The organism is Burkholderia sp. Se-20378 (assembly GCF_017104665.1).
GTDB lineage: Bacteria > Pseudomonadota > Gammaproteobacteria > Burkholderiales > Burkholderiaceae > Burkholderia > Burkholderia lata.
In genome coordinates this window covers 1-14,798 of record NZ_JAAGPG010000196.1, presented here as the reverse complement: position 1 = coordinate 14,798, position 14,798 = coordinate 1, and the positions used below count along the sequence as shown (strand labels likewise).

The following is a 14,798-nucleotide window of genomic DNA, read 5'->3' as shown; positions in this document are numbered from 1 at the left end:
CGGACGCCGCCGACAAGGCACGCGAGTGGGGGACGGATGCGGCCGATGAAGTCAACCGCGCGCTCGAACGTTTGCTGAAAAAGTGACATGCGAAAACACAAGCGCTGGAAATGGATCGCCGGTGGCCGTCGAAAGCCGTGCAGGAAGGAAGCAGTGTGGTGGTGGTCATCATGGTCGCCCGCAGGCTGGAATCAGAATGACGCTATTTTTATCCGGGTATAAATTGGATGTCAATATCATCCGGGTAAAAATACGACAGCGACAGCGGCGCGGCCCCCGCCCGATCGATTCAATTGCTGAATCGATCAAGTCAGCAATTGGCATGAAAGCGCAAATTTCGACATGACAGAATGGCCAGGACGCCCTGCCCACGGGCAACGGCGTCCGGCCTCCGGCCGGCAGCACCCACACGAATGGCGCGCATCGACGCGCCTGCCGCACGACGGCACCTTCCGCCCTTCGGAGGAGACAGTCATGAATCCGCTTCAAGCGCTGCCGGCGTCCGCGTCGGCAACGGCCCGGCGCACCCGCGTGCGCTGGCTGGTGCTGGCCGTCCTGTTCGCGGTCACGACGATCAACTACGCGGATCGCGCGGCGATCGCGATCGCCGGCCCGAGCCTCGCCCGCGCACTGCACCTGAGCCACGTGCAGATCGGCTTCATCTTCTCCGCGTTCGGCTGGTCGTACGTGGTCGCGCAATTGCCGGGCGGCTGGCTGCTCGACCGCTACGGGTCGCGCATCGTCTATGCGTTCAGCATCTTCTTCTGGTCGCTGTTCACGCTGCTGCAGGGCTCGATCGGCTTCTTCGGCGGCGCGGCCGCGTTCGCGCTGCTGTTCGGGCTGCGCTTCCTGGTGGGCGCGGCCGAGGCGCCGTCGTTCCCGGCCAACAGCCGGATCGTGTCCGCGTGGTTCCCGGCCGCCGAACGCGGCACCGCGTCGGCGATCTTCAACGCCGCGCAGTATGCGGCGACCGTCGTGTTCGCGCCGCTGATGGGCTGGCTCGTGCACGCGTTCGGCTGGCAGTCGGTGTTCGCGGTGATGGGCGTGCTCGGCTTCGCGTTCGTCCTGGTGTGGAACCGCACGATGTACGACCCGAAGGACCACCCGAGCATCAACCGCGCGGAACTCGACTACCTCGCCGAAGGCGGCGCGCTCGTCAACATCGACCAGGCGACGGGCGGAAGCGACGGCGGCCCGTCGATGCGCCACGTGAAGGCACTGCTGAAAAGCCGGATGCTGATCGGCGTGTACGTCGCGCAGTACTGCATCAACGCACTCACCTATTTCTTCATCACGTGGTTTCCCGTCTATCTCGTGCAGGCGCGCGGGATGTCGATCCTCAACGCGGGGCTCGTCGCGTCGATCCCGGCCGTGTGCGGGTTCCTCGGCGGGATTCTCGGCGGCGTCGTGTCCGACGGGCTGCTCAAGCAGGGCCGCTCGCTGTCGGTCGCGCGCAAGGTGCCGATCGTGTTCGGCATGCTGCTGTCGATGTCGATGATCGTCTGCAACTACACCGATTCGCACGTGCTCGTCGTGCTGTTCATGGCGCTGTCGTTCTTCGGCAAGGGGCTCGGCGCGCTCGGCTGGGCGGTCAACGCCGACACCGCGCCGCGCCAGATCGCGGGCCTGAGCGGCGCGCTGCTCAACACGTGCGGCAACCTCTCCAGCATCACGACGCCGATCGCGATCGGCTACATCGTCGACCGCAGCGGCTCGTTCAACGGCGCGCTCGTCTATGTCGTCGCGCACGCGCTCGTCGCCGTGATCTGCTACCTGTTCGTCGTCGGCGAGATCCGCCGCGTCGAGCTTCAATGAACGGCGCGGGCCGCACCGGCGCAGCCGGCGGCCCGTGCACCACCGGAACCAGGAGCGAACCGATGTCCGAATCCCGCCGTGCCGGCACCCCGCGCGTCACGCGCATGCAGGTGATTCCCGTCGCCGGCCGCGACAGCATGCTGCTCAACCTGTGCGGCGCGCATGCGCCGTACTTCACGCGCAACCTCGTGATCCTCGACGACAGCAACGGACACACGGGCGTCGGCGAAGTGCCGGGCGGCGAAGGCATCCGCCACGCGCTCGAGCGCATGACGGATCTCGTGGTCGGCCAGTCGATCGGACGCTACCAGGCGACGCTCAACGCGGTGCGCGCGGCGCTGTCCGGCGCGGGCCCGGGTGCGGGTGCGGGTGCGGGCCGCACGATCCGCCATGAGGTGACGTCGGCCGGCGAAGCAGCGGTGCTGCGCCAGCCGCACGAGATCAACCTGCGGCTCGACAACGTGATCACCGCGATCGAGGCCGCGCTGCTCGACCTGCTCGGCCAGCATCTCGACGTGCCGGTCGCGGCACTGCTCGGCGAAGGGCAGCAGCGCGACGCGGTGCCGATGCTCGCTTATCTGTTCTATATCGGCGATCGCGGCCGCACCGACCTGCCGTATCGCGACGAGGCGCAGGCGCGCACGCCGTGGTTCCGGCTACGCAACGAGGAAGCGCTCACGCCGGCCGCGATCGCGCGGCAGGCCGAGGCTGCGGTCGAGCGCTACGGCTTCGCCGATTTCAAGCTGAAGGGCGGCGTGATGGCCGGCGCCGACGAGATGGAAGCGATCGCCGCGATCAAGGCGCGCTTTCCCGACGCACGTGCGACGCTCGACCCGAACGGCGCGTGGTCGCTCGACGAGGCCGTCGCGCTGTGCCGCGGGCAAGGCCACCTGCTCGCGTACGCGGAGGATCCGTGCGGGCCGGAAGGCGGCTATTCGGGCCGCGAGGTGATGGCCGAATTCCGCCGCGCGACGGGAATCCCGACCGCGACCAACATGATCGCGACCGACTGGCGGCAGATGGATCACGCAGTGCGGCTGCAGGCGGTCGACATCCCGCTCGCCGACCCGCACTTCTGGACGATGCAGGGCTCGGTGCGGCTCGCGCAGCTGTGCCGCGACTGGGGGCTCACGTGGGGTTCGCATTCGAACAACCATTTCGACGTGTCGCTCGCGATGTTCACGCATGCGGCGGCAGCTGCGCCCGGCACGATCACCGCGATCGACACGCACTGGATCTGGCAGGAAGGCGATGCGCGGCTCACGCGTGAGCCGCTGAAGATCGTCGGCGGCCAGGTGGCCGTGCCGGAGCGGCCGGGGCTCGGGATCGAGCTCGACATGGCGCAGGTCGAGGCCGCGCATGCGTTGTACAAGGAAGTTGGCGGCACCGCGCGCGACGATGCGGTCGCGATGCGCTATCTCGTGCCGGGGTGGACGTACGATCCGAAGCGGCCGAGTTTCGGGCGGGGGTGAGGGTGAAGGCGGGTAGCGACCGGTGGTTGCCAAACACCGGAAACGCCCGCATCCTGCTGGCTGCCTGAATCGGCCCGCAAGGCGAACGGTTCGGCGGCCCGTCTCCACCCGAAAAAGAACCGCCCGTCATGACGTCTTCCGATCCGACACCGCGACAGATCATCGTCTACGTCCTGTATTCGGTGCTGGGCCTGCCCGCGAGCATGACCGCCGCCGGCTATGTCGCGCCCCTGATGACGCGGAACGTATCGAACTTCGAAGGTGGCGCCGGCTACGCGGCGCTCTGGTGGATCATCCTGCTGACCTGCGCGTTCTATGCGCTGTCGTTCGTCATCTTCGCACTGCTGCGGAAAAGAACGGCGCTTCTTGCGGTCATCACGGTAGCGTTCGCCGCGCTGTCGGTGCCGACGTTCAGGTTTATCCACGAGTTGCTGACCTAGCCGCCGTCTGTCGTCGTTCTATGGCGGCCGGGATTACTCGGCGGCTTCGCGGCCACGCTCAGTACGAGTAACCCTGGATGCCGTAGTTCGTATCGTGTCGACGCCCCCACCACGGCAGATAGGCGTTGTTTTCGCCTCTTGCGCGGAACCAGTCCCCGTTCGGGTTGATCGGCGTGAGCTTCGAAGGCGGTAGCACGACGACGGCAGTCGGGTGGCCGGCGTCCGTTGTACCGGCGACCAGTGCGTTGCCGCCGAAATGGTTGATCCGGCCGATCGCGAGCGCGATGTCCGTCAGCGCAGCGCCCGCGCCCATGTCGCCAAGCAGCGCCGACGTGTTGAAGACCTGCTTCGTGTAGTCGAATTCCGGCAGCGTTTCCGTGAGTGTCTGTGACAGCGAGGCGAGACGCGTCGACGCCACATCACTGCCCTTGCCTGCGTCGTGCACCACGAACTGGATGCTTGCAGGGTCGACGTTTGCGTTTTGAGCTGCCTGCGTGATCGTCGCCTTCCATGCCTGGACCGCACGCGTCGTGCCGGCCTTCGCCTCGTAGTCACTCACCTTGCCGGTCGCCGCCTTGCCGATCCATGCGAGTGGCTCACGGTCGGTCTTCAGATCCGGGCCGGCGAGGAACAGCACGGTGAGGTTCTCGTTCATCTGCTCGTCTTTGGGCGGAAAGCTCGGTGCGCCCCAGTTCATCACCCATACGCTTTCCTGCGGATGCTGCTGCAGATAGTCGAGCGCGGCGTTCAGTGACGTGAAGCCGGCATTTGCGCCGCCGACATGGATCTGAATGTCCGGTGGCGTGTCCTTGCTCCATAGATCGGGGAACTCCTTGTTTCCGATAGCAAACGCCGTGGTCATTTCCTTGCATAGGTATGCGCGTGCTTCTTGCGGCGACAGTCGCGGGGGGATCGCGAATTCAATTCGGATACCAGCCAACTCCCGCCGGTGTCGCTTGTCGGATGGCTGGACCGTATAGAAATAGTGGCCATTCATCGCATACTTGTCATGGAACAGGACGAGGAGTTTGGAGACGTATTTTTCATAGAATCCGTCGAAACTTTCATCCCCACCGTTACCATCGGCAACAATCGCAACAGGTTTAACGGATGTAAAACTCTTTGGATCCGTTCTGACCATATCGTCGTTCTTGTTCGGTTTGACGAGGCCCATTGTCCAAAGCAGTTGCCATTCCGTCGGATAGTCGCGACGCTGCAGGGGATTGAGCCACTCCAGTCCCACGACTTGCGCGAGAAATGGTTTCTCCTGGACTGGCGTCGACGGTATCGGTGCGGAAGTGGGCGGTGCAGCCTCTGCGTTCGACGATGACCATGCCGTAGCGAATGCAAGAGCAACTATTCCCGCCAAGGCTTGCAGTCCTACCCATCGTGTCATCTGTTTGTACCGGTATCTGGCCCAACCCTGGGCACCGTTTGCATTGAATATCGCTTCACGCGAAACGCCGGCCAGTTCGACAACAGACAGAGAATCAAAATGCGTTATCACACCCGGTTCAGGAAAGACCGGAGGTGGCGACTGACGAAATGAGCACTGCGCCGCACGAGGTTTTATGACCATCGAACGACGCGGGTGCGCCCTCCACATCGAAACCGGCTTCGCCATCGATGATCACGACCTCGCCATGCAGCGGGCACGTGCAGCGATCGCCTTGACGGGCGACCGCGCGCCCCATGACTTCACTGTTCGAGGCGCCGGTCTCTACACGGCCGCCATGGCTATGCACGTCCCCTACCCGAATAATGCCGCGCATGGATGCTCCTCAGTATGAGTAACCCTGGACGCCGTAATTCGTGTCGTGTCGACGCCCCCACCAGATGAGATACGCATTGTTCTCGCCGCGTGCGCGGAACCAGTCTCCGTCCGGGTTGATCGGTGTGAGCTTAGACGGCGGTAGCACGACGACGGCAGTCGGGTGGCCGGCGTCCGTTGTACCGGCAACCAGTGCATTGCCGCCGAAATGGTTGATCCGGCCGATCGCGAGTGCGATGTCCGTCAGCGCCGTGCCTGCGCCCATGTCGCCAAGCAGCGCCGGCGTGTTGAATACCTGCTTCGTGTAGTCGAATTCCGGCAGCGTTTCCGTGAGTGTCTGCGACAGCGAGGCGAGACGCGCTGACGCCGCGTCGCTACCCTTGCCGGCGTCGTGCACGACAAACTGGATGCTTGCGGGGTCGACGTTTGCGTTATGAGCAGCCTGCGTGATCGTCGCCTTCCATGCCTGGACCGCACGCGTGGTGCCAGCCTTCGCCTCGTAGTCACTCGCCTTGCCCGTCGCAGCCTTGCCGATCCATGCGAGCGGTTCACGCTCGGTTTTCAGATCGGGACCGGCGAGGAACAGCACGGTAAGGTTTTCGTTCGTCTGCGCATCTCTGGGTGGAAAGCTCGGCGCGTCCCAGTTCATCACCCACACGCTCTCCTGCGGATGCGCTTGCAGATAGTCGAGTGCAGCGTTCAGCGACGTGAATCCGGCATTTGCACCGCCGACATGGATCTGAATGTCCGCAGGCAGATCCTTGCTCCATAGGTCCTTTGCGGACTTATTGCCAATTTCAAAATAATCCTTGATCTGATAGGCCAAATAGTCTTTCGCCTCCTTCGCCCCAAGTCGCTGAGGTATCGCAAACTCGACACGAATACCCGCCAGCTCTCGCCATTGATGCGGGTCGTGTGGCTGGACCGTATAGAAATAGTGACCATTCATCACATATTTCTCGGCGAATAAGCCCAGAAACTTAGAGATATATTTTTCATAGAACCCGTCGAAACTTTCCGCTCCGTTGTTGCCATAGGCAACTCCAGCGACAGGGCGAACAGTACCGAACGCCTTGGGGTCCTTTCTGACCATATCGTCATTCTTGTTCGGCTTGACGAGCCCCAACGTCCACAACAATTGCCATTCCGTTGGATAGTCACGGCGTTGGAGAGGATTGAGCCATTCCAGACCGACCACCTGTGCGAGAAACGGCTTCTCCTGGACTGGCACAGAAGGTGTCGGCACGGAAACCGGCTGAGCAGCCTCCGCAGTCGAAGATGACCAAGCCGTGGCAAATGCAAAAACAGCGATCCCAGCCAGGGCCGGCAATCCAATCCATCGTGTCATTTCCTCTCCCATGCTTCGTGTCTGTGCGCCGTGACCAATCGCTTCGATAGCAACGACACCCATCACAAGTAGTACCCCAACCAATGCCAGTGCAAGGCGTCGTGACCGGGATGCAAACAGCGATCTCATGCGCCCCTCCCGATACCGAGCAACATCCCCCCCTGACGCTTGTCGTCTATCGATTCAGGCAGCGTCGCTTCGGGGTCTTTAAGCACCCAATCCTGCAAAAAGTCGCCATTCATCTTTCCTTTCTCGAAGTAAGCCGAATAAATCTTGTTCGGGTTGACCTTGTCCAGACTCTCACCGAATCTCCAGTCGGCCTCAATCCTGAACTGGTTCAATTGCTCATTCGAAATCCGACAGATGCCGATCGCAACATCGTACGTCAGTGCCAACCTGGCGTGCTTCGGATTGGTCATGATCGTCGAATGGTTCGTCGGGTTATTCACTGTTGCATCGAGGATCTGCACGATCTGCTTGTTTCGCCATTTCTGATACCCATCGGGCATCTGTGCATTGGGACCAGCCTCACCAACGACCTCACCGTCCTTGACCCATTCCGGGTTGTTTTTGTGACGCGCCTCCATGCGCGCGATCGCGCGATCCTCATAACGCTGTGACGCCTCTGTGCTGGCATCCCCGTGCGGTGCCATCTCCGCAGCATGATCATCGTCGTCGGGTTTGTAAGTGTCGTACGGATCAGTCTTGTCGATGCTTGTCTTGTTCTTGTTACGCTGAGCCGCCACCGGATCGTTGTCCTCGTTGAAATCACTTTCCGCATTGCCATCCTTTACGCGCACGACTGCCCCATAGCGAATCGCCTGCGGGAAGAACGGCTCAGGCAGACCAGGGGCGTCGCAAATCACGTGCCAGCCCTCCTGCGTCTTGCCGCATTTCTTTGGCGGCTCAGCATTGACGCGCATCACTCCCAACGCCGATGTCGCCATCGTTACGATATACAGCACAGGGGCCACCGCAATGGTGCCGACCTTACCGTACCAGTTCGGGTTGCCCCGCAGTGCTTTGACCAGGCTGTATTTGGCCGGGGGCGACGTCGGATAAAAGAACAGGTCCGATGAGCCCTTGCCATAACGCCAATCGTCCTTCCACGTGTCGTAGGTCACGGGCTCCGCCTGACCGACCTGAAAATTGGTTGCGAATACACGTTGCGTGAAAAGGCTCGAACCCTTGACGAGTTCAACCTCGTCCGGATGCAATCCTCGCCAGCCCATTCCCTGCACCGGAGCGGCGGAAATCACCTGGTCGTGCGGGCATGAATACAGCGTGACACGGCCGTAGGTATGGTTCTGAACCCCGTACTGTTTCCGGTCGTTGTCCGGATCGTAAGCAGGCTTGCCGTCTTCGCCCGGCTTCATGTTTGCCATCGTCATACGGAGATCGAGCGGGTCGCGCTTGTCCTCGGCATCCTTGCTCTGCGCAATCAGTTCGAAGAACGCTTTCAGCGTCTTCGCCCGCGCCGGCGACTCCACGCGCCCACGGTTGCCGTGCTTGTCCTTGTCGTTGCGTTCAGTCCAGTCCTCCATAAAAGGCGAGTTGTCGCCTTCGATAGAACCGACGATCCCGTAGGGCGGATTGGCCAGCACATAAGTGTCGGCCACGCATCTCACGCCCGCATCCTTCGACAAGCGGTCCCCGAGGAACGCAGCTGCAATACCGACCATGTTGCCCTGGCTATGGCACACCACCGTGATTGGCACGTCCGACTGTGCCTTGCGAATGGAGCCGATGAGTTTTGCGAGACGCAACGCGCCCATTACGTTGTACATGCGTGGTGGTGTCTCGAAGAGCGGACGTTGCGTCGGATTGAGTCCCTGCACATTGATGAAGCCGAAGATCCGGGGATCAACACCAGCGTTCCATAAATCCGGCAGGCTACCGCAGCCGTTCGCAAAAGGTCCGCCACCCCAGTAGTTCTTTTCATTCAGGAAGATCGACTCGCCGTAGCGCTTCAGCTCCTCCTTGTTCGCTTTGTAACCCCAGCGGAAATGAATAACAGGCGAGAACGTATTTTCATCCGGTTGCATATACGTACCGGCCCACAACTGCGGGTTGATAAAACCATCGTCCGTCAGGCTCGCCGTGTAATGCATCGGACCCATCTGACCACCCTTCGGCCCGCAATGAGTTAAAAGATCGTCTTCGCGTCCAAGCCGCTTGTTCAACCCTTCGCACAGACCCTCTTCACCCGGCTCGAACCACTCCCCTTCCGAGTTGACCCCATGCACGAAAATCACGATGCCCGGCAACGGCATCTGCATCACGCACAGGTAGTCGGATTGGTTGAGCGTCACCACGCCATTACCGTTGGCGACCAGATAGCGATTCTGCGAATCGTCGCCGCCTCCCGACGCTCCCCCGCCCGCAGGCGTACGCGGATCGAGACCGCCACCATCGCTCACTGCGGCCTGCGCCGGCGGATTGTTTTCAGATGCACCCGGACTGGCCGGTGCAGTATCGGCTGTGTCTGCCATGATTATTTTTATCCCCGGTCAGATCTTGTTCTTGAAGAAATTCACGACGAACGGTTCGAACTGGTTGCTCTGGATCGGAGCAAGCTTGCCCGCGGCATCGGACTGCCCCTTGATCACTTCGCCCGACGCTTTCGTGATTTCCGCCTGCATGCCCTCGACGGCCTGCCCATCGGTCGCCCGCACGAGCTTCGGCACGCGCCCGAGCGGCGCATGATCGAACTTCGGCATATCCGTGCTCATGCTCGCCGGCCCTTGCCACGAGTGCCCGGCCGACTTCACCGTGAAACTGCCCGGGCACCCCAGCTCGATATCGCTGCCGTGCAGTTTCAGGTACGCGCCGCCGGAGGTCGTGAAGACCACCTCTTCGCTCGCCATGCCCGCGAGCTTGCCACCGGCCGCCGTGAACTGAATGTTCTTCGCGGAATCGATCTGCGTGTCGTCGTTCTGGCTCTGTAGCGTCACCTTCCCCTGATTCGCGATCGCCGATACGCCATCGCTGTGCGCGAACATCGCGACGCCGCGCCCACCGTGCAGCGTGATGCGCTGCCCGCTGGTCAGCTGGACATGTTGCTGCGCGACCTGGTCGATGTTCTCGCCGGCGTAGGTCACGTGCGTCTTCGGCGTGATCGCAACCGAACCGGCTTGCGCGCCGAACGCCATCAGCGCCTGCGACCCGGCAGCGTCGTTGCCGGAACCCGACGCACCGCTGCCGGGTGTCCAGCCCTTGAACGCAGCCGCAACCGCCTGCTGGCCCGCCGTATCGGCGGCCTGTCCGCCATGCTGGCCTGCGTAGTCGCCCAGCGACTTGAACAACTCGGTGCACTCGCCAAGCAACCGCAACAACTCGTCGCGATCGAGCTGCCCACCGCTCGCTTGCGAGCGTGCGTAGGTCGTCAGCAGAATCCCCTGCGCGGCCCGCAGCGCGGCAGCCGCGTCGGTACGCAATTCCGCGCCCTCACCACGGTCCTGGCCTCGGCCGTCCTGGCGAGGCTGCGTCAGGTACCCCAGATTCAGTTGAGAATGCGCGTGCTCGCTCGCCAGCTGGCTGGAAATCTGTCCCGGCGTATCGTCGAGACGCAGCTGGTTATACCGGCTCCCCTTGATTTCCTTGGTCTTGATCCCCGACACATAGCGGTTGCCGGGGAGATTGCCGATGTGGGTGAAGGCCGCCGGCGGATTCACGCCGTTGCTCAGCACGTTGATGATGACCAGCCGGTCCGGATCGCCGCCGAGGCTGCCGATCAGGACTTCCATCCCGACACGCGGCAGAAAGAGCGCGCCGAAGCTTCCACCCGCGAGACTCGCCCCGACACGGATCGGTGCGCTGTCGCCGGCATTGTCGTTCGTGCCCGCGCCCTGCGCGTGCGCATGATCCGCCGGATCGAGACCGTGGATCCGCACACGTACGCGGCCGTCGGCATCGCAGAACACTTCCTCGCCCTGCTGGCCGACGATCGTGCCGGTCAGCAGATGCACGGGCGGCAGGTCGATCTTCGGGTCGTATGCGGGCGCGAGCGGTACGCCACGCCGCACGCAGGTGAAATGATTCTCGTAGCGCGTGTCGGGCTCGGTCGCTGCGGCAGGCTGCTGCAATGGCGACGGATAGGCCAGGTGCCGGCTCGCGGCAAACAGCGCTTGCACGCGGTCGGTCAGCCCTTTCGGCAGATTGTTCCAGACGTCGTGGTCGATCGACGTGATCACGAACTGCCGCTGGTCGGAGGGCTGCATGTCCCGTTCGGGATCGCCGGTCAGCGTGATCCACGCACCGACGGCAAGGTCGCGTACGCTGCTCACGCCGTCGTAACGCTCGGCTTCGAACTGATGCGCGAGCATCCGGGCACGGGTGAGGCGCTCGTGATCGTTCCACGAGTCGCCCGCATGCGGGATGTCGATCGCGACATCGGTCAGCAATTGCGCCAGGTCGTTGCCGGCCTCGCCCTGATTGAGGCTCGTCGCGACCATCGACTCGTCGATACGCGCTTTCTTGTAATCCCACGACGGGCGGCCGACCTGGCCGGGCGTCAGACGCTGATGCAGCGCGAACAGCGTGACGGTGTCGCGCTCCTCGGTCGCGGCGTCGCGCGGATGCAGCCGCACCGTACCGGCCGGTGCCTGGGGCAGCGACATCGGATCGTCGCAGCACACGAGCGTATGCGCGGGCGTATCGTCGTGACTGTTACCCTCGCCTTTGACCGGGCCGGCCTTGGCGAACACCGTGATGCCTTCGCGCCGCAACAGGCGGCGCACGAACTTCGCATCCGATTCGTTGACCTGGCGAGTCAGTTCGCGCGCCGGATATCGGTCGCGACTCAAGCCGGACAGGTCGAATTCGAACGCCGCTGCCAGTGCAGGGCTGCGCTGACGCCATTCGGTGAACAGCGTCGAGAGGATGTCGACGACGCTGCTCTGACGGAATACGCGGGAATTCGTGCGCTTGTCCATCAACGACAGGGCATCGCACACCGTCAGTTGGTACACGCACAGCTCGCCGTCGCTCTGGCCGATCTGCACGTCCTGGATGATCGCGTTGACGAAGTGCAGTTGCCCCCGATCGGTGACGAGCCGGATCGAGACAGGGACGCCGAGGAACAGCCGCGGCGGCAGGTTGTGGCGGGCCGACACGCAGGTCAGATGCCCGCGAATGCCGGTCATCAACCCTTCGTGCACGTGCGCATGCTGCAGCGCAAGCAAGTGCCCCAACGCGTCTTGCGCCTTGCCGAAATTCAAGGCGACCGGCCGACGGTTCCAGTCGACCACCCCCGATGCAAAGCTGCTTATTGTTTCGCTTATCGACACAGCCGTTCTCTCAATATTGTTGTCGACCTGTTGGCTTCGGCTTTGCGACGTGCGTCATGTCACGGTCACACTACCGATTTGTGACAGCGAGCATATCAAATTCACGGAAATATTTCGGTACCCTACGTGTATCCATGCCGGTTGCCGACACAATCTGACTAAAAATGACGGATTCCGGCGTCACGCGGGGAGGCGCCGGCCGCAGCCCGAGGGGATCGAGCGATTCGCACGGAAAAACAAGCGGCTGAAGAGGAAGTCGACGAAGCAACGTGTACGCACGCCGATGTCGAGCAGAAAAGCAAAAAGCCGGCACGAAGCCGGCTTTTTGTTTGCGATGCATAAGGCTGTACGCCCGGGCGGAAACACAACGCTGCACCCGGTGCAGCATTCCCTTTCCTGTCTCGAGACGATCGGGCCTTCGAATTCCGTTGGTGGAGCGGAGGAGGATCGAACTCCCGACCTTCGCATTGCGAACGCGACGCTCTCCCAGCTGAGCTACCGCCCCATCAGTCAACCATCATACACACGCATTTCTGCGCTTGGCAATAGGGGATGAATCAGCCCTGAAACCTTACTTTGACGGCGCGCCAGCCAGCACCCATTCGACCACCGAACGCACGTCGGCGTCGCTCATGCGCGGGTGCGCGGGCATCGGAATGGCGCCCCAGACGCCCGAGCCGCCTTCCTTCACCTTCTTCGACAGCTTGGCCACGGCCTGCGGATCGGCCTTGTAGCGGGCGGCGATATCCTTGAACGACGGGCCGACGAGCTTGCGGTCGACCGCGTGGCAGCCCATGCACGCGTTGCCGCGCGCGACCTTCAGGCCGTCGCCGACATCCGCGTGCGCGACGCCCAGCGCGCCCACCACGAGCGCCGCGGCCGCGGCGCCCTGCACCATCCACTGTTTCATCTGCTTGATCTGCATGTTCTTCATTGCGACGGGGCCTTCGGGTTGCCCGGGTGCACGTTCGACGAATTCGAGATCGGCGCGGGCGGCTGCAGCGGCGTGGATTGCACCGACGCGTCGGGCACGGCGCCCACCGTCGCGGTATCCGCCGGCGCAGCGGCCTGCGCACCGGACGCGCCGCTTGCGGGCGATGCGTCCTGCAGCGCCTGCGCGTCCTGCGGCTTCACGTACTGGAACACCTTCACGACCTTCTCGACGCCCGGCACCTGGCTGGCGGCTTCCGCACCGCGATTGCCCTCGTCGACCGTCACGAGCCCCATCAGGTAAAGGTTGCCGCGTTCGCTGACGACCTTGTAGTAGTTCGACGAGATGCCCTTCGTCGCGATCAGCTCGGACTTCACGCGCCCTTCGAGGTACGAGTCGTTCGCGCGCGACGACAGCGACGACGCCGGCTCGACCGACAGCTCGTTGACGATGCCGTTCACGTTGTTGATGCCGCGCACGATTTCCTCGGCGCGCTGCTTCGATGCATCGTTCGGCACTTCGCCGGTCAGCAGCACGCGGCGGTTGAACACCGTCACGTTCACGTGCGACTGGTCGGGCAGCCCGTTGTTGATCTGCGTGAGCGACTTGACCTGGATCTCGCGATCTTCCGTCTGCGCGCCGAGCGTACGGCGATCGGTCGCGATCAGCGCGCCGCCGCCGGCCGCTGCGCCCACGACCCCGAGTACACAACCTTGCAGCGACACGGCGAGGCCCGCCGTCAGCGCAGCGAGCAGCGTGGTTCTGACGAGCGTCTGTTTGACGCGGCTTTGATTCATCGACGGCTCTCCTTCGTTCAATCCTCACCCAGCAGCATCGCGTCGATGCCGTCGCACAGGCAGTGGATGGTCAGCAGATGGACTTCGTGGATGCGCGCCGCGCGAACGGCGGGCACGCTGATCGGAATATCGGTATCGGACAGCGCAGCCGCGACCGCATGGTCGTCGCCACCCGTCAGCGCAACGACGGTCATCTCGCGCTCGTGCGCTTCGTCGATCGCCGCCAGCACACGCGGCGACGCGCCGGACGGGGCGAGCACCAGCAGGATGTCGCCGGTCTGGCCGAGCACGCGCACCTGCTGGGCGAACAGTTGCTCGGCGGATACCGCGCCCGCGAGGCCGCCCTGCGACGCGTCAGTGGCCAGCGCGATCGCGGGCAGGCCCGGGCGCTCGCGCTCGAAGCCGCCGACGAGCGACACGGCGAGGTAGTGCGCGGCGGCGGCCGCCGGGCCGTCACCGCAGGCGACGATCTTGTTGCCGTTCGCCAGCGCGGCGAACATCGCATCGACCGCGGCTGCGATCGGCAGCGACAGCGCGTCCGCCGCTTCGGCGTTAACCGCAGCGCTGTCGCGGAAATGTTGCTGCATACGTTCGACTGACATCGATTCCTGGTGAACTGGGCGCGTGGCACGCATCGCGCGACATCGTGGGTGCGGCGAGTTTACCGTACTCCGGCACCCTCTCCGGGGGTCCGGCAAGAACTCTTTACATCTCGTCACAGCTCGCGGCTACGCATCATCGGCACGAAATGCATCGCGCAGCCACGCGAGCCGGCCGGCCTCGAACGCGACGACGTCGAAGCGGCACGCGGCACCGGCGCCGTGCCGCGCCCAGAACTGGAGCGCGGCCGCGACCAGGGATCGGCAGAGCGTCGCGGAGGGACAGAGGGTGCGCCAGCGAGTCCACCGCGGGCGGCGCCGCATCGTAAACAAAAAA

At 63.4% G+C, this 14,798-nt stretch carries 11 protein-coding genes, 1 tRNA gene and 1 pseudogene; 3 read left to right on the top strand and 10 right to left on the bottom strand.

What is annotated here, in order from left to right; translation table 11 throughout:
- Positions 1–474 precede the first annotated feature (474 nt).
- From G3N93_RS20565 to G3N93_RS20555, 3 genes are all read left to right on the top strand, one after another.
- The gene (locus G3N93_RS20565) at positions 475–1,815 is read left to right on the top strand and encodes an MFS transporter (protein ID WP_206133813.1); all 1,341 of its coding nucleotides are present in this window, start codon (positions 475–477) and stop codon (positions 1,813–1,815) included.
- 62 nt (positions 1,816–1,877) lie between these two features.
- A complete protein-coding gene (locus tag G3N93_RS20560; protein WP_206133812.1) occupies positions 1,878–3,287 on the top strand; it encodes an enolase C-terminal domain-like protein in 1,410 nt (469 codons plus the stop codon).
- Positions 3,288–3,415: 128 nt separating this feature from the next.
- Positions 3,416–3,727, top strand: coding sequence for a hypothetical protein (locus G3N93_RS20555; protein WP_206133810.1), 312 nt, complete (start codon positions 3,416–3,418; stop codon positions 3,725–3,727).
- Positions 3,728–3,785: 58 nt separating this feature from the next.
- On the opposite strand, the gene G3N93_RS20550 is transcribed toward G3N93_RS20555, so the two are convergent.
- The 10 genes and pseudogenes from G3N93_RS20550 to G3N93_RS41640 form a co-directional block, all read right to left on the bottom strand.
- Entirely contained in the window at positions 3,786–5,123 is a 1,338-nt protein-coding gene (locus tag G3N93_RS20550; protein ID WP_206133816.1) for a virulence factor, read from the bottom strand.
- 118 nt (positions 5,124–5,241) lie between these two features.
- On the bottom strand, positions 5,242–5,499 hold the full coding sequence (locus G3N93_RS20545; protein ID WP_080741671.1) for a PAAR domain-containing protein: 258 nt from the start codon (positions 5,497–5,499) through the stop codon (positions 5,242–5,244).
- A 9-nt stretch (positions 5,500–5,508) separates the two neighbouring features.
- A complete protein-coding gene (locus G3N93_RS20540) occupies positions 5,509–6,975 on the bottom strand; it encodes a virulence factor (RefSeq protein ID WP_206133809.1) in 1,467 nt (488 codons plus the stop codon).
- Positions 6,972–9,338, bottom strand: coding sequence for a hypothetical protein (locus G3N93_RS20535; RefSeq protein WP_241026625.1), 2,367 nt, complete (start codon positions 9,336–9,338; stop codon positions 6,972–6,974). The genes G3N93_RS20540 and G3N93_RS20535 overlap by 4 nt, the downstream gene beginning before the upstream one ends.
- Before the next feature lie 18 nt (positions 9,339–9,356).
- Positions 9,357–12,134: a type VI secretion system Vgr family protein gene (locus G3N93_RS20530; protein ID WP_206133808.1), complete on the bottom strand. Its 2,778-nt coding sequence runs from the start codon at positions 12,132–12,134 to the stop codon at positions 9,357–9,359.
- A 429-nt stretch (positions 12,135–12,563) separates the two neighbouring features.
- Positions 12,564–12,639: transfer RNA gene (locus tag G3N93_RS20525), tRNA-Ala, on the bottom strand.
- 66 nt (positions 12,640–12,705) lie between these two features.
- A complete protein-coding gene (locus tag G3N93_RS20520) occupies positions 12,706–13,068 on the bottom strand; it encodes a c-type cytochrome (protein ID WP_206133807.1) in 363 nt (120 codons plus the stop codon).
- Complete coding sequence (locus tag G3N93_RS20515; protein ID WP_174940024.1) at positions 13,065–13,862, bottom strand: BON domain-containing protein; 798 nt, start codon at positions 13,860–13,862, stop codon at positions 13,065–13,067. Before G3N93_RS20515 ends, G3N93_RS20520 begins: the two co-directional genes overlap by 4 nt.
- A 17-nt stretch (positions 13,863–13,879) precedes the next feature.
- A complete protein-coding gene (locus G3N93_RS20510) occupies positions 13,880–14,464 on the bottom strand; it encodes an SIS domain-containing protein (RefSeq protein ID WP_206133806.1) in 585 nt (194 codons plus the stop codon).
- Between the two features lie 126 nt (positions 14,465–14,590).
- Positions 14,591–14,798 (bottom strand): annotated as a pseudogene (locus G3N93_RS41640) (hypothetical protein); the annotation flags it as partial.

Bases quoted from the DNA above. Each gene is read 5' to 3' on its own strand.
- G3N93_RS20555 (WP_206133810.1), top strand. From the start codon at position 3,416: ATGACGTCTTCCGATCCGACACCGCGACAGATCATCGTCTACGTCCTG.
- G3N93_RS20550 (WP_206133816.1), bottom strand. From the start codon at position 5,123: ATGACACGATGGGTAGGACTGCAAGCCTTGGCGGGAATAGTTGCTCTT.
- G3N93_RS20515 (WP_174940024.1), bottom strand. From the start codon at position 13,862: ATGAATCAAAGCCGCGTCAAACAGACGCTCGTCAGAACCACGCTGCTC.
- G3N93_RS20560 (WP_206133812.1), top strand. From the start codon at position 1,878: ATGTCCGAATCCCGCCGTGCCGGCACCCCGCGCGTCACGCGCATGCAG.
- G3N93_RS20565 (WP_206133813.1), top strand. From the start codon at position 475: ATGAATCCGCTTCAAGCGCTGCCGGCGTCCGCGTCGGCAACGGCCCGG.
- G3N93_RS20545 (WP_080741671.1), bottom strand. From the start codon at position 5,499: ATGCGCGGCATTATTCGGGTAGGGGACGTGCATAGCCATGGCGGCCGT.
- G3N93_RS20535 (WP_241026625.1), bottom strand. From the start codon at position 9,338: ATGGCAGACACAGCCGATACTGCACCGGCCAGTCCGGGTGCATCTGAA.
- G3N93_RS20520 (WP_206133807.1), bottom strand. From the start codon at position 13,068: ATGAAGAACATGCAGATCAAGCAGATGAAACAGTGGATGGTGCAGGGC.
- G3N93_RS20510 (WP_206133806.1), bottom strand. From the start codon at position 14,464: ATGTCAGTCGAACGTATGCAGCAACATTTCCGCGACAGCGCTGCGGTT.
- G3N93_RS20540 (WP_206133809.1), bottom strand. From the start codon at position 6,975: ATGAGATCGCTGTTTGCATCCCGGTCACGACGCCTTGCACTGGCATTG.